Origin of the sequence: Pseudoalteromonas sp. PAB 2.2 (assembly GCF_001938575.1) — a bacterium.
Taxonomy (GTDB): Bacteria; Pseudomonadota; Gammaproteobacteria; order Enterobacterales; family Alteromonadaceae; genus Pseudoalteromonas; species Pseudoalteromonas lipolytica.
Genome location: NZ_LYPI01000009.1, coordinates 102,948 through 128,437, shown reverse-complemented (window position 1 = coordinate 128,437; position 25,490 = coordinate 102,948). Strand labels below are relative to the sequence as shown.

Here is a 25,490-nt window from a genome sequence, read left to right as displayed (position 1 = left end):
GCGCCTTTTTATATTTGAGAACCCAGCTTTAAGCTGGGTTTTTTGTATTTATTTAACAATAAGGTGGGTTCATAATCACCCTGCATCATAAGGTAATTCGATAGGTATAGCGCATATCTTTTTTATATCAATTTTTCCGATTGCATATATCGCTTTTTTCGATTGTTCATTTGCCTGTAACCTCTTTAAACTATCTTGCTAAATATCGATACTTACTCTTGGTTTTTGTTTTTTCGGAACCATATATATGTGAGTATTGCGTAGGCAATTGGAAATAAACTCAAATATTTGGAGATAAAAATGGGTGTATTAGTTGGCCGTCAGGCACCAGACTTTACTGCAGCAGCTGTTCTTGGTAACGGTGAAATCGTTGAAAACTTCAACCTAAAAGACACTATCAAAGGTAAAAAAGCAGTTATCTTCTTTTACCCGTTAGACTTCACTTTCGTATGTCCTTCAGAGTTAATCGCTTTCGACAAGCGTTTTGAAGAGTTCCAAAAGCGTGGCGTTGAAGTAATCGGTGTTTCTATCGATTCACAATTCTCACACAACGCATGGCGTAACACTGCTGTTGCTGACGGCGGTATTGGTCAAGTTAAATATGCACTAGTTGCAGACGTTAAGCACGAAATCTGTCAAGCGTACGACGTTGAGCACCCAGAAGCAGGTGTTGCTTTCCGTGGTTCTTTCCTAATCGACGAAGAAGGTACAGTACGTCACCAAGTAGTTAACGATTTACCATTAGGCCGTAACATTGATGAAATGCTTCGTATGGTTGACGCACTAGCGTTCCACAGCGAGCACGGTGAAGTATGTCCAGCAGGTTGGACTGAAGGTAAAAAAGGTATGGATGCAAGCCCTGAAGGTGTTGCTAAATTCCTTTCTGAAAACGAAGGCGACCTATAATTTAGGCCTTTGTTGAAAGTATTAAAAAACCCGCCAATTGGCGGGTTTTGTTTTATCTGGTATGCGTTTAGTTAAAGCGCATTGTTAGCTTCGTATAGAAATAACGTCCACGAGGGTTATGCACACTTGATACATAGCCATATAAGTCGCTATCACCATCACCAATTGCAAATGGAGGATCTTCGTCAAATACGTTATTAACGCCCACAGAGAGTTTTAGTTTTTCTGAGAAGTTATACGCAGTCTGTAAATCAACCAGTGTTTGAGAGTCAACCATGCGTGATGTGTTGCTATCAAAGTCTAGGTTACCGTCAAAGTCGATATCAGGGGTATCTTCAAACTCACCGATGTAACTCACATTCACATTCGTATTAAAGTCGCCCATTTCCCAGTTAGTGCTGAATATCCAACGATTTTCTGGGTAACGATATTCACCCGTATAATCACGACCATCTTTCTTAAATTCATTTTGGTATGCCCATTCAAGATTGAATTTTAAGAACCCGTAGTCATTCATTGCATGCGTGTAATTAGCAGAGACATCAACACCAGATACTTCTTGTGAGGAAACGTTTCAAAATGTTAAAAGTGAGGTAGAGTAAGGGGGTCAGAGCCTAACAGAAAGTTAGGCTCAAGCAGGGATTTTATGCTTTATGTTTCATCAGGCGTTCTTTTTCACGCGCCCAATCTTTGTTTTTCCCATCTTCACGTTTATCGTGCATCTTTTTACCTTTAGCGAGGTGGAACTCCAACTTCACCCAGCATTTTTTCCAGTACATGGCAGTGGCGATCAGTGAATAACCATCACGCTCTGTTGCACCGATAAGACGATCGATTTCACGTTTGTTCAAAAGTAATTTGCGATACCTAAGCGGATCACAAATTACATGTGTTGAAGCACTGTTGAGAGGCTGAATTTGACTGCCAAGTAAAAATGCTTCGCCGTTTTTAATGTGAATATAAGTCTCAGAGATGTTTACTTTACCAGCTCGGATACTTTTTACTTCCCAGCCCTGTAGTTCAACCCCTGCTTCAAACTTATCGTGTAAAAAATACTCATGACGCGCTTTTTTGTTAAGCGCGATAGTATTGCTTGTCGATTTAGATGATTTTTTCTTAGCCATAGTGGTTCATATTATACGTAAAAACAGCGTTTTTACATCGCTTTTTTAAGGCTTTATACAAATAATCCCGTTACTAAAATTTGGGGAAATAGCCAAAGCTTGCTAAAATTCGCCGACACAGTTGGGAGTGAATATGCCACAAATAGAAAAAAGTGCGCTGGTAATGTACAGCAGTAAAGAAATGTTTGATTTAGTGAACGATGTTGATGCGTACCCTGAGTTTTTACCACATTGTTCAGACGCTAAAATTATTGCACAACAACCCAGCGGTATGACGGCCAGTTTAGAAATATCGAAAGCGGGTTTAAAGAAGTGGTTTACCACAGAAAATACCTTTATTGATGAGCAAACCGTTGCTTTACGTTTAGTTGATGGTCCTTTTAAAAGCTTGCAAGGGAAATGGCATTTTTTACCTTTAGACGATAAAGCGTGTAAAGTGCAATTACACTTAGAGTTTGAATTTGCTAGTAAACTAATTGAGCTTGCTTTTGGTAAGGTGTTTAACGAAGTGGCAAAGAATATGGTGAATGCTTTTACTCAACGTGCGAAAACGGTGTATGGAGTCCGCTCATGATAAGTGTTGAAGTTGTATTTGCGTTGCCTACAACCGCGACAAGTTTACTTGTCGAAGTACCAGAGGGAACCACTGTTGAGCAAGCTGTTATTAAATCGGGCATTATCGAAAAGTGCCCCGAAATAGATGCGAATAACCTCACATTAGGTGTGTGGAATCGCACTTGCAAGTTAACACAAGAGGTTAAGCAAGGGGATAGAATTGAAATTTATCGCCCATTAATTGCAGACCCCAAAGATGCACGCAGACGTCGTGCAGAGAAAGCCAAAGAAGAAGGTAGAGCTAATAAAGTTACCGGTGGGCGCCCACTGAATAAAGCATAGTAACCTATTGAAAGTGAATCACTTACTGCACGTTTTAACCGGTGGTTTTATCTATTTAGCATACAAAAAAGGGTCGCTTTTGCTACCCTTTGTTTTTATATTTACTCTTGTTCAAGTGGGGTATTGAACTCACTTGGTTGCTCATAATCACCTGATATTGACACGAGCTTATTATCTTCAAAATTAACCGTTAACGATTTGCGTTGTTCATTGCTACGGCCTAGATTAAAAACATAAAGATAATGCCAAGTATTCTTGTCGAATGAATCTTCTGCAACCGGTTTACCAAGTACGTAAACCACTTGCTCACGAGTCATATTAACGCGAAGCTTATCAACGTCAGATTGTTCTAAAAAGTTACCCTGAGGAATGTTGATGCGATAAACCCAACTAGAACACCCAGCGGTAGCACTTAAAGTAAGGGTAAGTACTAACCAAAAAGAAAAAGTTTTAAACGACTGCATTATTTGTTTGAATCCTTATTTTTTATACACTGCATGATACCGATTAGTCACAGAAGGTAAAACCCTTTTCAATAATTGTTTTACTGAAACATGATTAATGCTCACGAGGCACAGATTTGACCACCGACACGACAAAAAGTTTACCTGAATCAATAAAAAAGCGCGACAGTTCTCAATCACACTGGCATTTGTATATTGTGCAGACTCGTTTTGGCCACTGGTATACAGGGATCAGCACCGATGTTGAAAAACGTTTTGCAGCTCACCAAGCTGACAAAGGGGCAAAAAATTTAAAAGGAAAAGGACCTTTAACCTTAATTTATCAGCAACCGGTTGGCTCTCGCAGCGAGGCTAGTAAGCTTGAGATTCAGGTTAAAAAGTTAAACAAAGCGCAAAAAAGGCAGTTTGTTATCACAGCTAAATTACCTGGTTAGGGCACTAACAAACTCTGCAATTTTGCTCACTGCGTGTTCAAATAACCTAAAGTCAATGTGCTCTAGGGTATCACTCGGTTGATGATGGTGTTTATCGTGTCCCATGCCAAAATAAATATAAGGGACACCTGCTTTTGCAAACGAATAATGATCGCTGGCTCTTCGCCAATCAACGTTAAGATCAAATAATCGATTAAGTCGGGCAGATGAACTGGTTGCAAAAAATGTAATGTTTTCATCAGAAAGTCTAGTAATTGCTGTTTTATACTGCGCTATTGATTGGCCGTCTAAAAAGGCATAAATGCGAGGTTTTCGCTTGTTAACCACGAGCATATCCAGATTAATATTTAATGCGATATCTGCGCTGTTTAATTGTGACACTAAATAGTTACTGCCATGTAAGCCATTTTCTTCTGCATCGGTGGCAACGAACATTAATTGGTTCTGATGGGGCTTATCGGCGAAATACGCTGCTAAATAGAGTAAAGCAGCAACACCGCTGGCATTATCGTTTGCGCCAGGGTAGAGCTTAGTCCCGCGTTGCCCTAAATGGTCATAATGTGCAGTAAAGATAATCTTTTTACATTGAGCGCAAGCGGATGGTTTAGTCGCAATGATATTGCGGGCAGTGGCTTTTTGATAAAAAGTTGCGGGGTATTGAAATGTTTGTTCTTGAACTTCATAGCCTAATGAGGTTAAGCGGCTTGCAATGTAATCAGCGGCACGCTTTGCGCCGATTGTATTGGTTTTCCGGCCATAAAATTGCGTTGAAGTAAGCGTTGTGACATCTTGTTTTAAATGAGAGTCAGCACTGGCAAACGCAGCATCACAGTAAAATAAGTTACTGGTAATCAGTAAGCTTTGCAGTATGCGAACGCAGTGCCTGTAGTTTACTTTCATAACGCTGTTTATCATGATCAAAATCTGCCTTATTGTTCGCCATGGTCAGGTATTTTTTGGCTAGTTTCAAGTCACCTAGCTGAAAATATATACGTGCAAGGCCAAAGTCACTGTCATGTAAGTTATTATCTAAAGTGCGTGCTTTCTTAAAATGCGCTATCGCATCTTCATAGCGCCCAGTTGCGTAGGCATCATTGCCAAGCGAAATATGATAATACGGATTAGTTTGACGCTTTTTATCTAGCTGTGTGAGGATGGCATTACCCTGTTGTTCACGATTCGTCAAATTGTAAAGCAGTGCTAGGTTGCCCAAAGCCGTGTTGTTATCAGCATCTAAGGTTATGGCATATTGGTAGGCTACTTCTGCCTCTGGGTAGAGATTTGTTAGCCTTAAGAGCACACCTAAGTTCCCCCAAGCTCCTGAATAAGCGCTATCTGTATTGATAGCAGCTTTGTAATAACTGTATGCACGACCATAGTCATGGCTAAGCATGGCCGAAACCCCTTTGTTGTTATAAAACATGGCGGTGATACGAGCTTTATTAATATGACTTGTTTTAAATGCTGCCTGACGGCTATTTGGATCAAAATCAATCACTAATGAACGCGAACCAGGATAAATAATCGTGCGGTTTATGGCGTGTTTGTCGTGTTCTCTTACCTTTAAATTTATGTGTCCTGTCAGTAAGCTAAAGCCATTATTTCGTGCCCAATACTCTGGAATGTGAACCTTTTGAAATTGCCCTTCAAGACCAAGATACTCGGCTAAGCTGTACGCTAATATTGATAAAGAGAGGCAGTTGGCATTTAAATCAGCATAGGCTTGATTCGCGGTTAGTGTCGCGCCTGATTGATAAGACAGTGAGGCATCACCATTTTCTAATAAAAAGTGCAGTAAACGTTTAGTTGTCTCGAGTGAGCGAGTGTCTTCAGGAAAAGCACTGTCTAACTGACGTTTAATACGCGGAGTTAGCGCAAAAATTTCTTCCTGACTTTCGACTTTTGAAAGCCTAAATTCATTGAGCTCAGTGAGTGCTAATGGCGCAGGGGCCAACTGCTTAGGTGTATTATTACATGCTGATAAAAAGCAAAGACTTGATAATAGAGCAATCGTAGGCGCGTTCATAAGGCCCCCTTTAATTAACAGCCTAGGGAATCACATGTCTGTAAGTATAGGCTGTAATTAAAAAAGGGTCAGTGTTTACTGTTACAAAAGGTGTCAGCGTTTATCAAAGGTCGCAACAAGATCGTCTAGCGTTTGCGCACTGCTTGCTAAATCCTTTATTGCTTGCTCAGTGTCAATCTGCTCATGCATCACGGTATCGCTGATATCGCTAATTTGCTCAATATTGCGTCCGACATCAGCAACGACATTGCTTTGCTCCTCTGTGGCCGTCGCAATTAATGTTGCCATATCATTAATCTCATTAGCTGCATTGGTGATCGTGTTAAGCAACTCAACAGAGCTTTGCATGGCATTAACACTCAATTGAGCGCGTGATTTAGAATGATTGATATGTTCGACAACAAGATCGGATGTGCTTGTTAATTCACTGATCATCGTTTGGATTTCATTTGTCGATTGTGAGGTTCTGCTGGCAAGTGCGCGTACTTCATCTGCAACAACAGCAAAACCACGACCATGCTCACCAGCGCGAGCAGATTCAATCGCTGCGTTAAGCGCTAATAGGTTTGTTTGCTCAGAAATACCACGAATAGCATCAACAATGCTGGCAATTGCCTGCGTTTTGTTTGCAAGTTCGTTAACTTGTTCCGTAATGTTGTCGATGTCGTTTGCTAATTCAATTATTGCTTCTTTACTTTGGGTCACCTGCGTATGACTTTGTTCGGTACTGTGTTTACTGGTTTCTGTCAGTTTTGCTGTATTCGTGGCGCTTGAGGCAATTTCTTGTACCGTCGCGCCCATTTGATTAATTGCGGCAGCAACTGAAATTGTCTGTTCTTTTTGATTATCAAGCGCTTCAGAGTTCTTTTGGGCCTGCTTAAATACATGGGCCGCGCTTTGTCTTATTTCGCGACTTTCTTGCGCTACTTGCATGATGGCCGTTTCAATTTTTGAAATGAATTGGTTAAAGCCCGTGCTTAAGTTAGCCAGTTCAGGCTGCTCAGATTCTGGCAAACGGTATGCTAAGTTTGCATCACCAGAGCCTAAACGCGTGAACAGCTCTGCCATTTTTGATAGGGGGGACGACAGTGTTTTTGCTAATAAGAAACCGGCGAAGCTGGCAACTAGCGCAATGACAATTGCAAAGCTGATTATCTGCCATTGTAACACTTGAATACTGGCAAATACCTCATTTTTGGGCACTTGAGCAATGACAAATAAATCGGTATTTTTAATTGGGCTGGCAGCAAGCAGTGTTGCTTCGCCATTCAGGTCGAGTTCGTGTAAATTAAAATCTTGATTGGTTAGTAAAGAGTCTGTAATACCTGGCTGGTACACCGAATCTAGTTTTGCCTTAGCCACTTTACTGGCATCTTTATGTAATTGAATTAAGCCATTTTTATCTGCTATGAACACAAACCCAGTTTCTTCAATCTTAAACCTTTGTAGCATGGCTTGCATGTCATCAATGCTTTTTGCCAATCCTGCAAGACCAATACCATTGGTTTGCTGGTGGTTGACAAACATTTTTACATCAGTGGGCGACTCTTGATAAATACTGATAGAAAAAGGCACTGATGATTGCGTGAAGGCAAAAAACCAACTGTCTTGCTCTTTCGTAAGCACACGTAAAAAACCGTCTTGATTCCAATATTGTGCAGTTTCACGATTGGCCCATGATGCCGTGGCTAAATCATACTGTTTAACAAGGCGGTTGAGCTCTTTGAGCAGCGTATTATCGTTATTATTTCCTGAGCGAGCCCATTCTAAAACGAACTCGTTGCTAGAAAGCTGTTCTGCAGCGCTGATCATTTGGTTTATATCGTGGGTGATATAGTTATCAATTGCTTGCAATTTACTTGGCAGTTCAGATTCAATCATACGGTGTTCGATGATTTTTTTTGCACTATAAAGGGCTGTTGCACCGATAAGTGCTGCAACGATAAGAGCAATAGAACTGCCTAGTAGAGTTATTTTTTTGGTAATGGTAAGTTGATTTAACGCCATGAAAGTGTCTTAGTTTACAACAAATAAGAGAGTAATTTTAGCATACACTTTGCAGATGACGAATAAATGTAGGGACAAAAAAAAAGCCCAAAGCATATGCAATTGGGCTTTGTTTCTAACAAGCGAAACTTACTTTCCAGGGTTAAACAATTTTCTTCATTGCTGACATGTAACCGCGTAGTTTACTGCCTACCACTTCAACAGGGTGCTCTCGAAGTGCTTTATTCACAGCGATCAACGTTTGGTTATCAACCTGATTGCTGGTGCTATCAAGGCCTTTACCAATGACATCAGTATCCATGTTTTGCATAAAGTCTTTTAGCAGTGGTAAACACGCATGGTTGTATAAGTAACAGCCATATTCTGCGGTATCGGAAATAGTTCTGTTCATTTCAAAAAGTTTTTTACGCGCAATCGTATTAGCAATTAGTGGCGTTTCGTGCAGTGATTCATAGTAAGCCGATTCAGCAATGATGCCCGCTGCTGTCATGGTTTCAAATGCCAGTTCAACGCCTGCTTTTACCATTGCAACCATTAGAATACCTTGGTCGAAGAAGGTTTGTTCATTGATCTCTTCATCAGTATTTTGTTGCTTTTCGAATGCTGTTTCTGCTGTTTCTGCGCGCCATGCGAGTAATTTTGCATCATCTTCAGCCCAATCAGCCATCATGCCACGAGAAAACTCGCCGCTGATAATATCGTCCATGTGCTTATTATAAAGAGGGCGCATGATTGTTTTTAGCTGCTCGCTTAACTCAAATGCCTTTACTTTCGCAGGGTTCGATAAGCGGTCTAACATGTTTGTTACACCACCATATTTTAGTGCTTCGGTGATTACTTCCCAGCCGTATTGAATCAATTTAGAGGCATAACTAGGATCAATCCCTTTTTCAACCATTTTGTCAAAACACAGTAATGAGCCGGTTTGTAACATGCCGCATAAAATAGTTTGCTCACCCATTAGGTCTGACTTAACTTCAGCAATAAATGATGATTTTAGTACACCTGCGCGGTGGCCACCGGTGCCAGCCGCGTATGCTTTTGCTTGTGCTAGGCCATGTCCTTGCGGATCATTTTCAGGGTGAACAGCGATAAGCGTAGGGACACCAAAGCCGCGTTTGTACTCTTCGCGTACTTCAGAGCCTGGGCATTTAGGCGCTACCATAATGACCGTTAAATCTTCGCGAATTTGCATACCTTCTTCAACAATGTTGAAACCATGTGAATAGGCAAGGGTCGCGCCTTGTTTCATAAGTGGCATGATGGCATTCACAACGGATGTATGCTGCTTATCAGGTGTTAAGTTCAATACTACATCGGCAGTTGGGATAAGTTCTTCGTATGTACCAACAGTAAAACCGTTTTCAGATGCATTTAAGAATGATTGACGACGCTCAGCAATAGCCGACTCGCGCAACGTATATGAAACATCTAAACCTGAATCACGTAAATTTAAACCTTGGTTAAGACCTTGTGCGCCACAACCGACAATAACGAGTTTTTTCCCTTTTAAAGCGTCTACGCCATCAGTAAATTCTGATGGATCCATAAATTCACATTGCGCTAATTGCGCTAACTGCTCACGTAAAGGAAGGGTGTTGAAATAATTCGCCATTGTTAGTGTCCTATTAATACTAGTTTGTTAGAAAACAAAGAGTCGTTCTTTGTATGGGTTAACAGTATGCAATTTTAAACCTTGCGTAAAATGATATATTTGCATTAAAGTGTTTCATAAAATGAAATGGTGAAATTATGGATCACAAGCATCTGCATTACTTTTTAGCATTGGCGAAAACATTACACTTTGCGAGGGCCAGTGAGCTGTGCCATATCAGTGCTCCGACACTGAGCCGAAACATTAAGCAGCTTGAGGAGGAGGTTGGCGTCGTCTTGTTCAATCGAGATAATCGCACGGTTAAATTAACTCGAGAGGGTGAGTCTTTTATTGAATATGCTAACGCAACGTTAGCGAATTGGCACCGTTTCAAAGCGAATGTACAAGAGCCACAGCAGCATATATACGGTAATGTGAGTATTTATTGTTCGGTCACCGCCTCGTATAGTTTTTTACATCAGATATTAGAACAGCTACGGATGCAGCATCCCTATATTGAAATAACTTTAAATACGGGTGATCCAGCACTGGCTATTAATCGGGTTTTAGATGGTCATGAAGCCATGGCCATTGCAGCAAAACCTGCTAAGTTACCTGGGCAAATAGCATTCACCAGTATTGGTTACTCGCCTTTGGTACTCATTGCTCCTAAAATTGCGTGTCCTATTAGTGAGCAGCTTAAAGATGAAAATAATATTGCCTGGTCAAACCTTGAGTTTATCGTGGCAGAGCAGGGGTTATCTCGACAGCGTTTAGAGCAGTGGTGGCGTAAGAAAAGCATTCATGGTCGAATTTATGCGCAAGTAGCGGGGCATGAAGCCATGGTATCAATGGTGAGTTTGGGTTTAGGGGTGGCAATGGTGCCGAAGATCGTGCTCGACAACAGTCCGCTAAAAGATAAAGTTCAAATTATTAGTGATGCTGAACAAACTATTCCCGGTTTTGATATTGGTTTAGCGGTACTCAATAAAGAGCGGCATGACCCGGCACTGAATGCGATTTGGAGTATTGCGCAATCGTTAACTCAACAGGCAATCTAATACTTTTATGCTCGCTTATTTGGTTGGGTGTATGAGTTTGATTTGGTTCTTTTGGTTGTTCTGTTTTTGTATAGGTATATTATTTTTTTATAGTTATTTAGTATGGTTTTTTAAAAGTTTAACTCGTGGTTTGTACTGGTTTATGTCTGTTAAATTGCTTTTTTATTGATTTTTTTCAATGTGTTGCTACCGTAATTTAAAATAATAAAAATTCATGGCAACGACACATGGTATTGTCTGCTCAAGCCGCTCATTCTTTAGGTTATTCTAGCCACTGTTTAAAGCTAGCCATTCCATTAATGGTGAAATATAAAATTCCCATAACGCCGCTTAATTATGCAATTTGGTATTGCTATGTTAGTGACAAGAACCATGATTTAAATAAAGAGCTGGATGGCTTTATTAGCAGATTTAATGGCTGTAGTTATGAGCAAGCTAACTACTTATTTAACAAGTACCTTTCAGCCAATGACCTATCCTTATTTTATCAGCTTTCGAATAGTTTTGATGATGTTGTAGGGCAAGTCCAACATGATTTAACTGCAGCGCTTAATCAATCAACGCAGTTTAATCAGGTATTATATGCATGCAGGGGGAAGTTACACGATGCTGATATTAGTAAAGAAAGAGGCTTCGATGATGTACTTCACTGTGTTGAGCGTTTAACTAACGAATCAGCCGCATTACAAAATCGCACGCAAGATTTTCAAAATCAACTAGCCCTAGCATATGCAAAAATTATAACGCTAAAACAAGAGCTGATTGATTCAAAAAGAAAGGCTGAAAAAGATACGCTCACTGGGCTTTTTAATCGCGGCAAATTTGATGAAGATATTACCGTTTTTTGTCAGCGTGATGATTTAGCCGAAATCGCTGTGTTAGTGATGGTCGATATTGACCACTTTAAAGTATTTAACGACACTTTTGGTCACCAAAAAGGTGATCAAGTATTACGTGCTGTTGCGGTAAAATTACTGAAGTATGTCGCAAGTGTTGGTCAAGTTTATCGTTATGGGGGAGAAGAGTTCTGTTTCACTGCGCAGTTTACCAGCATCAGTGATATGACTAACTTTACTCAACAGCTGCGTTTAGCCATCACAAAATTACACATTAAAGATCCTGCTTCCACGACTGTACTGGGTTATGTTACCGCAAGCTTTGGTGTTGCAATTAAATCAACAAATAGTCAACCAAATCAACTCATTAAAAAAGCTGATAAGGCACTTTATCTCGCTAAAAAGCACGGTCGTAATCGCATAGAAATTATTGAAGAGTAACAAAGTGACAGACTTACTGCGTATAAATGTATCAAATTTGTGAATAGTTGTAACTTGCTAAGGACAGTTTATTCACAACTTGGTAGTATGGTGTCATTGCATAATTCTCTTTGGTCGTAACAATAATAATGAAGTCTCAGACGATCAGGATGTGCGTAATCGTTTTTTCTGTGCTGCTTTTGCTTTCAAGTAAAGTCTATGCCGATGAATCAACACGCACTGAACGTGAAAGCCGTGTGGCTAGTCAAGAAATCGATATTAATCGCTGGCACGTAAGTGTTAATGCGGGTATTGGTGTCATGACGAACCCGCTACATGGTGGTAAAAATTTACCCTTAGTAGTGCTACCTGAAATAGCCTATTACAGCGAAAAGTGGTTTTTTGATAATGGCCGCCTCGGTTATTCTTTTCATGAAAGTGCTTCACACGTTGTTAATTTTGTGACCGAGTTTAATCCTGAAACTCGCTTTTTTATTGATTTTCATCCAAGTAATGTGTTTGCACTGCAAACATCAAATAGCTTCATGGTTGAATCAACGACCAGTGACGAACTCGTAGAGAAAAGGGCGACAATTGACGATGTACTTAAACGTCGTTGGGCACTTGATGCGGGCGTAAGCTACCACTACGTACGCGATAACCATATTTTCTCTTTACAAGCTTTAGCTGATGTATCTGGGGTCTACCAAGGAATGCGAAGTGCATTACAATGGCAAGCACATTATCAAGTCGATGACCTTGAAATAATGCCGAGCATGGGCATTTGGTACAAATCAGCCAAACTAAATGATTATTTTTATGGTTTATCTGCCGAAGAGTCTTCAAATGGGGTAATTGGTGTTGGCAGTAGCTGGCAACCTTATGCTAAAATCGACGCCCGTTGGCCTCTGAGTGAGACCAACTCTCTTCGTTTTCATTTAGCATATTACGACTACTCAGCCGTGGATGACAGTCCGCTTTTTGAACACACGTATTCAATGACTGCTTTTATAGGATTCAATCATATTTTTTAATATGAAGTATTTTGTTTTAAGTCTGTGTGTGTTTGTTGCTGTTATTTGGGGGTTCCCGAGTCACGCACAAGCGACTCACTTAGCTATCTCACCCAAAGTGTGTGTTGTATTACAGCAGCATGATTTTTGCGATCTTCAGTTAAAAATAAGTTGGCAAGTGGCGCAGCCTGAAGATGTGTGTTTGTACCAAAATAATCAGCAAATTCAATGCTGGAAGAACACTCGAAAAGCGCAGTTACATCATAAAGCGCGTGTTCAGGTTGAAACAATATACTCCTTAATCAATCCGCACACGGGGAGTAAAATTGCAACAGCTAAAGTTGAAGTGCAAAGCACTGAAGCAAAAACAACGAGACGCAGATTACGCTCACCGTGGAGCTTATTTTAATTCAGGAGCAACCAATGGCAAAGATTTTACTTGTTGAAGATGATCTCGGTTTACAACAGTTAACACGGGACTATCTTCAGCATAACGGGTTGGATGTTGCGGTCCTTGAACGCGGCGATGAAGTGTTTGATTACCTTGAAAACAACCCGGTAGATTTAATGATTCTAGACGTTATGTTACCCGGTAAAGATGGCTTTAGTGTATGCCGTCAGGTACGCGATAAATATAGCCTACCGATTTTAATGCTGACAGCAAAAGGTGAAGACTTTGACCAAGTTATTGGTCTTGAGCTTGGTGCTGATGACTACGTCATTAAGCCGGCTGAGCCGCGTGTTTTACTTGCACGAATTAATGCATTACTTCGCCGTGGCCAAGCAACAAACAAAATCCCTGAAGAAATTACCTTTGGCGATTTAAGCATTGATAAAACCAGTCGCATTGTTACACTCAAAGGTAATGAAATTACACTTACGTCTCATGAATTTGAATTGCTTTGGTTATTAGCGTCAAATGCAGGTGAGGTGCTAAGTCGTGAGCATGTTCATCAACATATGATTGGTCGTCAATACGATGGTTTAGACCGTACAGTTGACGTACGTGTATCACGGATCCGTAAAAAGCTGGGTGATAACAGTGATAAGCCTTATCGTATTAAAACGGTGTGGGGACAAGGTTATTTGTTCGTATCTGATGCATGGGAAATGTAAGTATTAATGGGGAAACTGTTTGCAAGCTTATACCTTTATATAATAGTTTCTTTGTTTCTGGTTAGTGGGGTCATTGAGCAACTTTGGCCCTATGAAGATACTCAACAACACATCGCCCTCGACCAAGAGTTTGGGAAATCTCTCTGGCTCTTAAGTCAAACAGAAGAGGGACTAGAAAAATTACAGCAAGCGTTTAATAGCGAACGCATTAACCGTAATGATGTCGCTCTACCTGAAGAATTAAACGCCAAGTTAAACGCTGATAAACACCTTTATCTTTTTAATCACCAACAAGAAGTCATTTGGTACATAGCACTGAATGATAAGCAGTTGTTGCATGTGGGTCCTTTTTCAGTGTCCAATCCAAGTTTTAGCTCGGTTTGGCCTTACTTTCTATTATTAACAGTGATTGGTGTGCCTGTAGGCTTATGGAGTTTCTTACTGTGGCGCGACTTCAATAAGCTGACACTTGCTTGTGAGGCGGTCGGTGGCGCACAAGATTTTGAACTTCATGATGCGTCTAAATCATTTTTCTTACCAATCACCGATACCTTAAGCGCGATGCAAGAACGCATCCAATATTTGCTTGCAGCTCAACAAGAGCTTACTTCATCAGTTTCTCATGAGTTTAGAACGCCTTTAGCACGGTTAAAATTTGCGGTTGCTATGCTTGAAGAGCAAATAGAAAATGAAAAGTCATTCGATTACATCGATAACATGCAAGCAGACATTGCTGAGCTTGAAGCCTTAGTGTCAGAAATGCTTGAATATGCACGCCTTGATTCCCATCAGCCAAGTTTAACGCGTCGCCCTTGTGATTTAACGGCATTGATTAATAGTGTTGTGAATAAACTAGAGTTTGCCACTGACATTGATGTGCAATTGAATGCGCCGGCAGAGCTCTACTACGAATGTGATGAGCACTTTATGGCACGCTGCATTCAAAATTTACTGGGGAATGCTCAAAAGTATGCAGCCCATAAAATTCAAGTGAGTTTGCAAGAATTTCCTGATTATATACAGCTCAATGTTGAAGATGATGGCCCCGGTATTGCCCCAAGTGAGTGGCAGAGTGTATTTAAGCCATTTACACGTTTAGATAAGAGTCGAGATAAAAAAACCGGTGGATTTGGTTTAGGTCTTGCTATCGTGGCAAAAATTGTAAGCTGGCATCAAGGGCAATCAGAACTGGGTAATTCTGAGCTGGGTGGGGCAAAATTTATTATTCGCCTCTATAAGCTCGACTATACCACTGTGCATTAATAGGTCATCATTTTGAGTGACTAAACCTAACGCTTGACGTCAGTTGTGTTAAAAACTTCTGGTTGGCGACTGCATGCTTGTAGGAGGCCGAATAGTGCAGGAGCAATTGCCAAGGCACCTCAATTACAAAGTATTACCTTCGTTATTACACGGTTTTTTACGTCAGCATAACTCTCTTCGTTAAGCTAACGTGTAGTCACTCATTAGCAGACATAAAAAAAGCGCCTTAGGCGCTTTTTCTGTGGTTAAAACCAAAAATAAACAAGTAGCAAAGTAATAGACTACGTTCAAAAGTAAAAGTTCACGAAAATTGAAATTATTTTTCATCTAATAATGGCATCAGCATTTTCTCTAAACCATTGAGTTTTACTTCGTACATCATTGCTAGTTGCGCGCCAAGTTGTGTGTCTGGAAATCCTTGCTGTTTAAACCATACAAGATAGGGTTCAGGTAGCAATAAGAGGGGGCGACCAGCGTACTTTCCAAACGGCATTTTTGTATTTATCGCGAGCTTTAATTGGGCTGTATCCATTACTGTCTCAATTGGACTTATATTTATTATGAATGATACGGCAAATAGGAAAGAGAAAATAGGCTGTGACGGGCAAGAAACAGCCTATTTAGTGAGGGAGGTAGGCCCTCGGAATGACTACTGCAAAATAATACTGAATGCTAATGTAGTTGTTGGCGACTCTTTTTCGAAAACCCAAGCTGCTTGAGCCTCGTTACGATAGTCGGGTCGTCAATTCGCTCAGGTGTTTCACTGTCACGAAGAAAATGATCACGCGGAACTTGATAAACATCGAGCATCTTGTTGAATAGCACAGTTCTAATATCCATCGCTGTCATGCCATTTTGTTGTAACTCATCAAGCTGCTGTTGAATATCTACAAGTTTCCCGGAATGTGCATCATCCGTGTTTGCTAAAGATTCTCTGGTAAACTTATTTTTCATTTAAACAACCTTAAACAGTCTAACAGTAGTGCATAAATCATGAAGTACGCAAGCAGACTGATAAACTTTTTTTGTGTTAAAAATAGATACTTAGCGTAGTATCTAAGCCCAGTTTACTCCTTTTTTGACAATGATTGCTAATTTGCATGTAAAGCTTTGTAAATAAGAATGACCTAGGGCGGGTACGTCAGGTATGGGGTTAATTTTTATGTCTAAGCAAGTATATGAATATAATGAAAATAATTCTCAGTACCATAATTAGGTGCTGAGAATTATTTTTTACATCAAGAAAAAAGTTTTTGTTTTACATGTTCAGCAAAGCCACTACCGGCTTCTAAATAGAAGTTATAGGTTGAATCTACGCCCATATCTTCTAGTTCTTTTTGCTGATCTGGATAGTTCGCAATAGCAGTAACTTGGCCTTGATAACCCGAGGCACGTAACTGTTCAAGGGCAAAAATATTCTGCATATGTTTTGGCATTGCGAGCATAACCATGCCCACATGAGAATGATTTACGCGTTGCCAAAAATCAGGGTCAGTCGCATCTGCTATGAGTACCCGTCGGCCACGCTTAATATGTTTTTCTACCACATCGGGCTTAATATCAATACCTGCAACGAGATTAGGGTGTGTTTGACTAATCGTTTCGTACGCACCAGTGCCAATACGACCCATGCCAAAAATAACAATTTTTGTGTCATTTAGGTTTACTGGTAACTCTTCGGCAAGTCGCGTATCGCTTTCAAATTTGAGCAGCCAGTTTTCTAGTTTGACATAAATTTCGTTTGAACGTTTGTTTAAAGGAGACGCCAATATAAAGGTAACAGATACGGCAATAGCCATTACAGCGAGCCATTCACTGGTGATCATATTGCTACTTGCTGCAACAGCACACACAATTAACCCAAACTCACTGTAGTTAGAGAGGCTAAAAGCACTTAACAGTGAGGTACGCGCGCGTAGTTTAAAGAGATTAGTCAGTACATAATAAAGCGCCACTTTGATAGGTAATACAAATACAATCACCATGGCAACTAACACGGCATGAGTCGTTAGTTCTGCATTTAAGCCAATATTTAAGAAAAACCCTACAAGAAGAATATCTTTCAAATTAAGTAGTGATTTTGATAACTCACCGGCTTTCTTGTGCGACGCAAACATCATACCGATGATAAGCGCGCCTAAATCACCTTTAAGGCCTGCAAATTCAAATGCTTGATATCCAAGTACGAGTGCAAAGAAAAAACCAAATAAAGGCAATAGTTCACCGTGTTTTGAACGGTTGAGCACCCAAAACATAAGGGGGCGTAAAACAGGTAAGCCTATTAATAGTGCCAGTGCCCACATATTAGGTGCTTTGCCCGTACTAATGGCTAAGAAAATAACCGCGAAGATATCTTGCATCACTAAGATACCGATAGCGATTTTACCGTGTAGGCTTGCCATTTCTCCGCGCTCTTCAAGTACTTTAACTGCAAATACAGTACTTGAGAAACTAAATGCAAAGCCAACGAGTAAGGCACTTTGCCACGTGAGCTGATCAAAAAGGGGCAGTGCAAGCGCACCCAGCAATAGCATAAAAGCACTGAATAACGTGCTACTAAGCACAATGTGAATAGAGGCTGGTGCCCACACTTGGGGTTTTATTAAGTTAGAGACTTTCAGTTTTAGGCCGATGCTAAACAGAAGAAGTGTTACACCTAAGCTTGCGAGAGTATTGAGTAGTTCTGTTGTTTTGTAGCCATATAAGTTGAGGGCGAAGCCCGCCAACAAAAAACCAATAAGGGGAGGAAGCTTTAGCTGATAAACAGCAAAGCCACATACAAACGCGGTAGCAAAGTATATAAGTTCCATAATTCTTCTTTTGACTTCATTTGTTATGAGTGTAGCGAAATATTCTATATTGGAAAACACTAACGAATATAAAGAGTTTAAAAAATAAACACTTTTGCGTTATTTATTGATTAATGCGCCAAAAGTAACATTTTTTCGCTGACATTAGCTTTTAATTGTGGTTAAGATGCAGTAACGAAGGAATTTAAGCCAATTTGTTATAGAACCTGGCTTAAGGAGAAAAGATGTTTAAGAAAATCCTTGCATCAGTTGGTATTGGTGCAGCAAAAGTAGACACTGTACTAGAGACAGAACATTTACAACCCGGCCAAAAATTTAACGCTGTCATTGTGATTAAAGGCGGGGATGTTGAACAGGAAATCGCGGGCTTAGACTTAGCGTTAATGACGCGCGTGAAGGTACAAAGTGATGATGGAGATTACTTCACCAATCACATTATAGAAAAGTGGCGTATTAACGAGATTGGTACAATTGGTGCGGGTGAAGAAAAGCACATTCCTTTCGAGGCGCGTTTACATTCTGAAACGCCAATGACAGAGATCAACGCGGGGTATAATCAGTCGCATGTTTGGATTGAAACAGGCTTAGATATTGATATGGCACTTGACCCAACAGACCGTGATTCGCTCCATGTGTATCCGAATGATGCGGTAAGCACCTTAATGCAAGCAATGGACAAGCTTGGTTTTAATTTGGTGAAGGCTGATGTCGAAAAAGGGTACTTGCGAGCGCCTACCTTTCAATCACATTCAGGTTGCTATCAAGAACTAGAATACAGACCGAATAGCCGCAGTTTATTTGGATTACAAGAAATCGAATTGTCTTTTGTGCCTGAAGCCCATAAAACACATGTGTTGATTGAACTTGACCGTGCCTTTAGAGGCGATGGATATGTTGATTTAACCATTGAACATGATCATGTGAATTTATCGCAATTGTGTGATCAGCTTGAGCGATTGTTCGCATAATACGCCAAGCTAAAAACCTAGAAACCCAGCTTTGGCTGGGTTTTTTGTTATTAAAGGAGAGTTATGTTTTCAATTAAGACTTATGGTGCGTTAAACAAAGATGAGTTATTGAGTATACTTCGCGCCAGAGTGGATGTATTTGTGGTAGAGCAAACCTGTCCATACCCTGAAATAGATGATATTGATAACCATCAAGAAACGTTGCACTTGTGTTTATTTAAGGACAATAGGCTTGCGGCTTATGCTCGTTGTTACCCAAAAAATACTGAATTGAGTACATTTGGGCGGGTGTTAGTGACTGCTGATTTTCGCGGTCAAGGTCTGGCAAAACAGTTAGTGAAAACGGCCATTGATACTTGCCAGCAACATTGGCCTGAGCGAGCTATTACAATTGGCGCGCAATGCTATTTAGTCGATTTTTACCAACAGTTTGGTTTTAAGTGTGTGGGTGAAGATTACCTTGAAGATGGAATACCACACCAAGATATGTGTTTGCAGTAGCCACAGGGCTACTGCAAAATTTGTTAACTTAACAGTGAGTTTGCAAACACGAGTGCGATGGCAATGGGGCATACAAACTTGATATACCAAGGCCATACTTTCCAAAAAAAGCTATTGCCGGCTTCTGGGCAGCCCTGTTGAATCTCTTTTAGTAACGCACTGCGATGCCAAATCCAGCCAACAAAAATACAGCACATTAAGCCAAGCAGTGGTTGCGCTATTTTTGTGGTCAGTGTGATCACAAAGCCAAATAATGAGCCAAGGTTAAACACAATAGTAAAACTAACGAGCGCAATTAACCCGCCTATTAACCACGTTGCTTGCAGACGTTTCAGTGCAAAACGTTCAACAGCGTATGATACCGGCGCCTCAAGCATCGAGATTGACGATGTTAATGCCGCAATACTCATTAGTGCAAAAAAGGCGAAGCCGACAAAAATACCCACATAGCCCATGCTCGTGAATAGGGCCGGTAACACTTGGAATACCAATGTATCTTCAGAAAGCAGGGTGCCCTCAGCTGAGAAAATTTGCACACCTTGCGCTTGCGCAACATACATGGCTGGAATAATTAGTAAACCCGCGACAAACGCAATAAATACATCAATCAACGTGACATAGGCGCCAAGTGAAACGAGGTTTTCTTTTTTACTTATATACGAGCCGTAAATGATCATTACGCTGGTGCCTAAAGACAGTGAAAAGAAGGCTTGTCCTAGCGCGTTGACTAACAACTCAGGGTTCAAAATAGACGAAAAATCAGGCACTAAATAAGCTTTAAGACCTTCAACAGCACCTTCTTGTGTCATTACGTAAATGATCAACATAAACAGAATACCCAGTAACGCAGGCATTAAGCGCTTTGACCATTTTTCAATACCGTTTTCGACACCTTTTGAAATAATAGCAATCGTTAAAATAATAAACGCGGCGGTAAAAATGATGTTTCTTGAGAGTGACTGCTCACTTAGCCAGGTCAGGGCTTGCTCTTGCCCTGTTAATTGAGCAATGGGTTCAAGTGTTGCGCTTAACATCCATCCGGCAACAATGGCATAAAAACTGAGGATTAAGCCTGCACAGATAATGCCCCCAAACCCAACTAAAAACGCAAACTTCTTTTGCCAAGCTTGATTGGTTACTTTACGCAAAGCGCTAACCGCATTTGCTTGACCATGACGTCCTATGACAAGCTCTGCCATTAACGCCGGATAGGCTAAACAAAATGCTAAAATTAAATAAGCAACTAAAAATGCGGCACCGCCATTACTTGCTGTTTGAGTGGGAAAACCCCAAATGTTTCCTAGGCCAACCGCAGAGCCTGCAGCTGCCATAATAAATCCAAAGCGAGAGCTGAACTCCCCGCGTGATGCGCTCATATTATTTTTACTTCTCTATTTGTGACGGCGCTGACAATCTACTTGAATTAACGCTAAATAAAAAGGGTTAATGACGGGCAATTTTGCTCTATGTCTTACCGTGTGTCGTGTCAGCGTAGATTTCAATCTATTGGGCGTAACAATACGAAAGAATTAACACAATTGAAACATTTTTAGGGGCTTTTATTCTGAATTGAAAGTGTAAAGCAAGCGCCACCGAGCTTTTTGCTCTTCGATACACTGATGGTTCCGTGGTGCCAATCTGCGACTTTGGCTGCGATTGCAAGGCCAAGCCCGTAACTTTCTCCATCACGGTTACGGTGAGTTTGTTCTTGGAAAAAGGGACTAAATACTTTATGCCAGTTTTGCTCATTGACCCCTGGTCCGTCATCTTCTACGTTTATCACCACGAGCTCTGGTGAGCAGTGCGCTGTAATGAGGATGTCTGAGTGTGCGAAATCGCATGCATTACTTAATAAATTTACAATTGCGCGAGCTAACCAATGAAGATCAGCGCAAATATATCCTGTCTTAATATCATGTTCTAAATGTAAAGCGCGTTGCTCTAACTTTGGCTCTACTTGATGGATTACAGTCAGTAAGTAACTGTGTAAATCTGATTCATTAAAAGTTAACTGGTTCGCTTTTTGTTCTAACGTTGCAAATGCGAGATAACTTTTTAGCATAGACTCCATTTGATCAAGGTCTTGTTCCATGCGTGCTAAATACTCAAGACGTTTTTCTTCATTTGGACAGTCTTGTGCGGCTTCTAAACCAAATCGTAAACAGGCAATAGGCGTGCGGATATCATGAGACAAGCTCGACGCCATTAATTTATTTTCGTCTAATAGCTTCTCAATTTGGCTCGCCATTCGGTTAAAGGTCAGCTCAACATCTCGTATATACGTGAAATGAGACACATGAATACGGCTGCTTAAGTCTCCTTTAGCAAATCGTTTTGCCGCTTCATTTAATACTGTTAAGCGTTTTGCGAGAGGGGTAATAATAAAGCCCATAAAAACACACAAACCAGCATAAAATAAAAGCGTAAGTAACACGTCGTTGCCTTGGTCATGTATAGGGTCTTTACCAAGGCGCATTTTTAGATGATGTGCTCCAAGAGAGGCTTCACTGTACAGTAAATAGTAACCTTGTTGATCTTCAAGAATTAAGCCGTTAGGTTGGGTTATTTGCTGCAGTAATGAATGAGGCAGTGCGAGTGATTGGGTTGGTCTATATTCAAGTTGCACATTAAAGTAGCTGTTTAACTGTTTTATCGCCCGTTCACGCTCGGTCGGGGCCATAGCAACCAGTTGTTTAGCAAAGCCTTTAATCATTTGTGTTTGGTTATAAAACTCATCCTGTGGCGTATGAGTTTGCTGACTAAAGGCGTCAATTAGCCAGCCCAATACAATAATTGAGATAAGTGCGCTGCCAAGAAGAGAAATATAAAACTTTTTCACAGGTTTAAATCTATTGCCAAGCCGTGGCGACCAGTAGATAACCTCGTCCCCAAATTGTTTTTATTTTTTCGGGATGTTGCGGATCATCACTGAATTTTTTCCGCAATGATGAAATAAGCACATCAACGCTACGGTCCAAACCGTCGTATTCTCGCCCTTTTGTTGCTTTGAAAACGGCGTCTCTTGAGACAACTTGGCCGGCATTACTCGCAAGGTAGTGCAGTAATAAATATTCGGCACTTGATATATGAACTTCTTCATCATTAAAGTAAACCGTGCGAGAATCGGTATGAATCGCTAACTTGCCTACTGTAATAATACTCGATTCAGTGGCTGAGTCTTGTTTGTCAGACTGAGAACGAAGAGCCGCTTTAATACGGGCGAGTAATGCTCGAGGACGCACCGGTTTCATCATGTAATCACTGGCACCCACTTCTAGACCAATAACCTCATCCATTTCATCATCTCGGGCGGTCAGCATAATAATGGGGGCATGATAAAACTGCCTTAAGTCGCGACAAACGCTGATGCCATCTTGCCCCGGTAGCATAATATCCAGTAATACGAGGTCGGGCGGTGAGGTGCGAACTTGTTCAACAACGAGATCGCCACGCTGGCAAAGTGTGGTATTGTAACCTTGCTCTGTTAAGTATTCGGCTACCCAATTCGCCAAAGAAATATCATCTTCAACGAGTAAAATTGTTCCGTAATGCTCCATTATCTACTCCTAATAGTTATACCAATCCGCAAAAATACTTAATCATTTTGAGTGATCAAACCAGTCGCTACCTGCGTTAAAAATTTCTGATTTAGAACAACTAAATAACTAAATTTTTGCTTTGTTATCAACGCGGTTTTATTGCCTCAAAATAGACCACTTAATTAAGCGGAATGGTATTAGAACAGTCGCCAACGACGTTTTTTCTGACGGTTTTTATATACCCACTGTAACTGTATTTCAGTGGAGGCGACAATTTTTCCATTATCACTATTAATCAACTCAAATCCGACCGTTTCTGTAGAGTCAAACTCATACCTAAACAGCCCTTTATGCTGCATAAGCCAGCATTGAATAATATGTTTGCTGTCGGAATTACGTAAACAGTAGTTTCCTATTTGCTGCTGTCGCCAAGAAATCTCAACATCAGCGTAACAATTTCGTCCTTCACGCAGTGCCACACAGGTATCAGGTATTGCAACAAGAGTATTACTATCGGCTGTCTGTTCTTGTGCATTGACGGGTGCAATGGGTAAGGCGAACAAAAAGTAGTATTTAAAAAACATAGCGCAGGCCTACCTTGGCTTTATGCTGATACTCTTGCGATATAATAGGGCTTTGATGAATGTCATTTGAAAACCAAGTTGATAACCAACCCGTTAAAAAGACCCAGTGCTGATTAAGCGGGTATTCCGCATGAAACTCAAAAATGAGACTGTATGATGTATCTGGGATATACAGAGGTCTGTCAGCGCGTGATTCAGGCTGCGAAATCCCAAAATAGTAATTGGTAAAGTCACTTGAGTAAGCACTCAGGCCAACACCTGAACGAAACTCCCAGTTTCGCCATGGAATGATCTGACTAAAAAATGAATTCATTACCCAGCCATTATGAGTGCCAGATACATCGTGTAAATATTCAAAAGAAATGTGTGAATTTTCAAAGCGGCGGGACAGGCGAAGACCAACATCAAAATCATAATTACGGCGTTTTATTCCCTCAAGTTCCGCGATAACATCGTCGCCGTAAAACGTTAAACCTGTTTCGTCAAACCCTGATTGAACATTCGTCCCGACAATATCAAGACCCCACTCAAATTTATCTATAATGCTGTAGCCAAGAGAAAGGCCACCACTTAATTGGCTTTGGTCGTAATCGAGGTAAAATTTCTCGTAAGAGACAGCAAGATGGATATCGGGCTCAAATCCATCATTATAGGAATCCATGCCAACAAGGTATGAATCTTCAACATAATACCCAGCACCAATTCCCCAATCCCAGGCAAAACCTTGGCTTGGTTCGAGTGTATTGTCGGCATAATAACGATTACTTGCTTGGCTCGACGTGCTAAAAATGCATAAGTAGATAAATAAAAGGGCGCTGCAGGCTCGCAAGTTTGTCATCCTTGTTACTAATAAAAATAAGCTCGTACTAGGATATAGTATATTGTTAATGAGTTCCCGAAATCTGTAAAAAAATGTAGGGGTGTAATCAGGTGTGTTAAAAAGTGTGGCTTAAATTAAACGCTGCTTTCCTTGAGGGTAGTAGGTAAGAAAAGCAGCCACATTAACAGTGTGAGCGTTTATAGATGACTCACTGGACTTTAATTTTGTCGATTAAAATACTGGTGAGGTAGTATTGCATCATCGGTGTCAGCGCGCTTATCTCTGTACGATTACACGGACCTTGTTCTTTCGTTAGAGCTGTCATACGTGAAATAGTTTGATAAGCAGGTATCTCAATGTTTTTGTTAATGCGCTCAAGACGAGCTTGCTCAGTGTTTTGCTCATGAATGAAACTGGCAACTTCGAGTTCATTTTTAATCATTTGCTGCTGTTCAAAGCTGTAAATAAGTGGCTCGCGGTGAAAGCTTGCGCTATCGATAGACGATTTTGCAAACCAAACTACATCACCGGTTTTTTTATGTGTCAAACGCATACTCACTTGTCCAAGCATTGTTGCACACTGCTTAGTTGGGAACTGAGCCGCGATATCATCGAATAAAGGAAATGGTTTTTGTGGTTTTACGAGTGTGTACTCAGTGTCAGCAATTAACTCTAAATCTAATTGATGGATTGAGAGCGTGTAATCCGCTTGACCTTCATCAACAACCTTTAATTGTTTTGCCACTAACGATTCAGAAATTTGTGAATATAGCGTATCTGTCACGCTCGTTTTGTCGGCAACAATCGTCACTGTTTGATTCTTACTGACAGTATGAGCCGGTAACTGTACAGACTTAACTTTAGGTGCTGCATGGTCTGTTTCATACTTTATTTGATAACGTTGGCTTTGTAGCAATGGCTTTTCTGGCATTACTAACAACGGAGCTGGTTCTGGTCTTAGGGCACAACCGGCTGAAATTAAAGTAAAAAGCAAAACGACAAGTAAGCGCATAAAAATAAGTCTACCCATGAAAAAAGTTAAGATTGTGCGCATTGTACGTTAGTCGAAGCAAAAGTTCATGATATTATGTTATGAGAAACTTCCGA

At 40.6% G+C, this 25,490-nt stretch carries 27 protein-coding genes and 1 pseudogene; 12 read left to right on the top strand and 16 right to left on the bottom strand.

Going from position 1 to position 25,490, the window contains the following annotated elements; translation table 11 throughout:
- Positions 1-300: 300 nt before the first annotated feature.
- On the top strand, positions 301-906 hold the full coding sequence (locus BWD47_RS07375; RefSeq protein WP_036967121.1) for a peroxiredoxin C: 606 nt from the start codon (positions 301-303) through the stop codon (positions 904-906).
- A gap of 67 nt (positions 907-973) precedes the next feature.
- Here BWD47_RS07375 and BWD47_RS07370 read toward each other — a convergent pair.
- Both BWD47_RS07370 and smpB read right to left on the bottom strand, forming a co-directional pair.
- A pseudogene (locus BWD47_RS07370) lies at positions 974-1,480 on the bottom strand (TonB-dependent receptor domain-containing protein); the annotation flags it as partial.
- Positions 1,481-1,550: 70 nt separating this feature from the next.
- Positions 1,551-2,030: an SsrA-binding protein SmpB gene (gene smpB / locus BWD47_RS07365; protein WP_036967136.1), complete on the bottom strand. Its 480-nt coding sequence runs from the start codon at positions 2,028-2,030 to the stop codon at positions 1,551-1,553.
- Between the two features lie 133 nt (positions 2,031-2,163).
- On the opposite strand from smpB, the gene BWD47_RS07360 reads away from it, so the two are divergent.
- A complete protein-coding gene (locus BWD47_RS07360) occupies positions 2,164-2,604 on the top strand; it encodes a type II toxin-antitoxin system RatA family toxin (RefSeq protein ID WP_036967139.1) in 441 nt (146 codons plus the stop codon).
- The gene (locus BWD47_RS07355) at positions 2,601-2,927 is read left to right on the top strand and encodes an RnfH family protein (RefSeq protein WP_036967142.1); all 327 of its coding nucleotides are present in this window, start codon (positions 2,601-2,603) and stop codon (positions 2,925-2,927) included. Before BWD47_RS07360 ends, BWD47_RS07355 begins: the two co-directional genes overlap by 4 nt.
- Before the next feature lie 101 nt (positions 2,928-3,028).
- On the opposite strand, the gene BWD47_RS07350 is transcribed toward BWD47_RS07355, so the two are convergent.
- The gene (locus tag BWD47_RS07350) at positions 3,029-3,391 is read right to left on the bottom strand and encodes an outer membrane protein assembly factor BamE (protein WP_036967144.1); all 363 of its coding nucleotides are present in this window, start codon (positions 3,389-3,391) and stop codon (positions 3,029-3,031) included.
- Positions 3,392-3,507: 116 nt separating this feature from the next.
- Between BWD47_RS07350 and BWD47_RS07345 the strand changes: the two genes are divergently transcribed.
- Positions 3,508-3,825: a GIY-YIG nuclease family protein gene (locus tag BWD47_RS07345; RefSeq protein ID WP_036967146.1), complete on the top strand. Its 318-nt coding sequence runs from the start codon at positions 3,508-3,510 to the stop codon at positions 3,823-3,825.
- Here BWD47_RS07345 and BWD47_RS07340 read toward each other — a convergent pair.
- The 4 genes from BWD47_RS07340 to ilvC form a co-directional block, all read right to left on the bottom strand.
- Entirely contained in the window at positions 3,814-4,740 is a 927-nt protein-coding gene (locus BWD47_RS07340; protein ID WP_083633645.1) for a M20/M25/M40 family metallo-hydrolase, read from the bottom strand. The genes BWD47_RS07345 and BWD47_RS07340 overlap by 12 nt on opposite strands.
- Entirely contained in the window at positions 4,667-5,851 is a 1,185-nt protein-coding gene (locus BWD47_RS07335) for a tetratricopeptide repeat protein (protein ID WP_065978112.1), read from the bottom strand. The genes BWD47_RS07340 and BWD47_RS07335 overlap by 74 nt, the downstream gene beginning before the upstream one ends.
- 93 nt (positions 5,852-5,944) lie before the next feature.
- Positions 5,945-7,858: a methyl-accepting chemotaxis protein gene (locus tag BWD47_RS07330; RefSeq protein ID WP_075593723.1), complete on the bottom strand. Its 1,914-nt coding sequence runs from the start codon at positions 7,856-7,858 to the stop codon at positions 5,945-5,947.
- 142 nt (positions 7,859-8,000) lie between these two features.
- Positions 8,001-9,473 (bottom strand): ketol-acid reductoisomerase, encoded by a 1,473-nt coding sequence (gene ilvC, locus BWD47_RS07325; protein ID WP_036967155.1) that lies wholly within the window; start codon positions 9,471-9,473, stop codon positions 8,001-8,003.
- 137 nt (positions 9,474-9,610) lie between these two features.
- On the opposite strand from ilvC, the gene ilvY reads away from it, so the two are divergent.
- From ilvY to BWD47_RS07295, 6 genes are all read left to right on the top strand, one after another.
- Positions 9,611-10,513 (top strand): HTH-type transcriptional activator IlvY, encoded by a 903-nt coding sequence (gene ilvY, locus BWD47_RS07320; protein ID WP_075593722.1) that lies wholly within the window; start codon positions 9,611-9,613, stop codon positions 10,511-10,513.
- A 227-nt stretch (positions 10,514-10,740) separates the two neighbouring features.
- Complete coding sequence (locus BWD47_RS07315) at positions 10,741-11,790, top strand: GGDEF domain-containing protein (RefSeq protein WP_075593721.1); 1,050 nt, start codon at positions 10,741-10,743, stop codon at positions 11,788-11,790.
- 149 nt (positions 11,791-11,939) lie between these two features.
- A complete protein-coding gene (locus BWD47_RS07310) occupies positions 11,940-12,803 on the top strand; it encodes a MipA/OmpV family protein (RefSeq protein ID WP_075593720.1) in 864 nt (287 codons plus the stop codon).
- Position 12,804: 1 nt separating this feature from the next.
- The gene (locus tag BWD47_RS07305; RefSeq protein ID WP_036967167.1) at positions 12,805-13,191 is read left to right on the top strand and encodes a DUF3019 domain-containing protein; all 387 of its coding nucleotides are present in this window, start codon (positions 12,805-12,807) and stop codon (positions 13,189-13,191) included.
- A gap of 14 nt (positions 13,192-13,205) precedes the next feature.
- Positions 13,206-13,898 carry a response regulator gene (locus BWD47_RS07300; RefSeq protein WP_074989704.1) on the top strand — a complete coding sequence of 231 codons (693 nt, stop codon included), beginning with the start codon at positions 13,206-13,208 and terminating at the stop codon, positions 13,896-13,898.
- Between the two features lie 6 nt (positions 13,899-13,904).
- The gene (locus tag BWD47_RS07295) at positions 13,905-15,161 is read left to right on the top strand and encodes an ATP-binding protein (protein WP_074989703.1); all 1,257 of its coding nucleotides are present in this window, start codon (positions 13,905-13,907) and stop codon (positions 15,159-15,161) included.
- Positions 15,162-15,477: 316 nt separating this feature from the next.
- On the opposite strand, the gene BWD47_RS07290 is transcribed toward BWD47_RS07295, so the two are convergent.
- The 3 genes from BWD47_RS07290 to BWD47_RS07280 form a co-directional block, all read right to left on the bottom strand.
- Positions 15,478-15,693: a DUF3820 family protein gene (locus BWD47_RS07290; RefSeq protein WP_065978107.1), complete on the bottom strand. Its 216-nt coding sequence runs from the start codon at positions 15,691-15,693 to the stop codon at positions 15,478-15,480.
- A gap of 140 nt (positions 15,694-15,833) precedes the next feature.
- Complete coding sequence (locus BWD47_RS07285; RefSeq protein ID WP_036967185.1) at positions 15,834-16,115, bottom strand: hypothetical protein; 282 nt, start codon at positions 16,113-16,115, stop codon at positions 15,834-15,836.
- A gap of 284 nt (positions 16,116-16,399) precedes the next feature.
- Positions 16,400-17,971: a cation:proton antiporter family protein gene (locus BWD47_RS07280; RefSeq protein ID WP_036967189.1), complete on the bottom strand. Its 1,572-nt coding sequence runs from the start codon at positions 17,969-17,971 to the stop codon at positions 16,400-16,402.
- 224 nt (positions 17,972-18,195) lie between these two features.
- On the opposite strand from BWD47_RS07280, the gene BWD47_RS07275 reads away from it, so the two are divergent.
- Positions 18,196-18,939 (top strand): sporulation protein, encoded by a 744-nt coding sequence (locus BWD47_RS07275; protein ID WP_065978106.1) that lies wholly within the window; start codon positions 18,196-18,198, stop codon positions 18,937-18,939.
- Positions 18,940-19,002: 63 nt separating this feature from the next.
- A complete protein-coding gene (locus BWD47_RS07270) occupies positions 19,003-19,440 on the top strand; it encodes a GNAT family N-acetyltransferase (RefSeq protein ID WP_075593719.1) in 438 nt (145 codons plus the stop codon).
- A 23-nt stretch (positions 19,441-19,463) separates the two neighbouring features.
- Here BWD47_RS07270 and BWD47_RS07265 read toward each other — a convergent pair whose 3' ends face one another.
- From BWD47_RS07265 to BWD47_RS07240, 6 genes are all read right to left on the bottom strand, one after another.
- Complete coding sequence (locus BWD47_RS07265) at positions 19,464-20,816, bottom strand: sodium-dependent transporter (protein WP_075593718.1); 1,353 nt, start codon at positions 20,814-20,816, stop codon at positions 19,464-19,466.
- Between the two features lie 173 nt (positions 20,817-20,989).
- Positions 20,990-22,279, bottom strand: coding sequence for an ATP-binding protein (locus BWD47_RS07260; protein WP_075593717.1), 1,290 nt, complete (start codon positions 22,277-22,279; stop codon positions 20,990-20,992).
- Between the two features lie 10 nt (positions 22,280-22,289).
- Entirely contained in the window at positions 22,290-22,997 is a 708-nt protein-coding gene (locus tag BWD47_RS07255) for a response regulator transcription factor (protein ID WP_036967204.1), read from the bottom strand.
- Between the two features lie 179 nt (positions 22,998-23,176).
- Positions 23,177-23,563, bottom strand: coding sequence for a DUF3019 domain-containing protein (locus BWD47_RS07250; protein ID WP_075593716.1), 387 nt, complete (start codon positions 23,561-23,563; stop codon positions 23,177-23,179).
- The gene (locus tag BWD47_RS07245; RefSeq protein ID WP_075593715.1) at positions 23,553-24,401 is read right to left on the bottom strand and encodes a MipA/OmpV family protein; all 849 of its coding nucleotides are present in this window, start codon (positions 24,399-24,401) and stop codon (positions 23,553-23,555) included. Before BWD47_RS07245 ends, BWD47_RS07250 begins: the two co-directional genes overlap by 11 nt.
- A gap of 190 nt (positions 24,402-24,591) precedes the next feature.
- Positions 24,592-25,395 carry a hypothetical protein gene (locus BWD47_RS07240; RefSeq protein WP_075593804.1) on the bottom strand — a complete coding sequence of 268 codons (804 nt, stop codon included), beginning with the start codon at positions 25,393-25,395 and terminating at the stop codon, positions 24,592-24,594.
- Positions 25,396-25,490 lie beyond the last annotated feature (95 nt).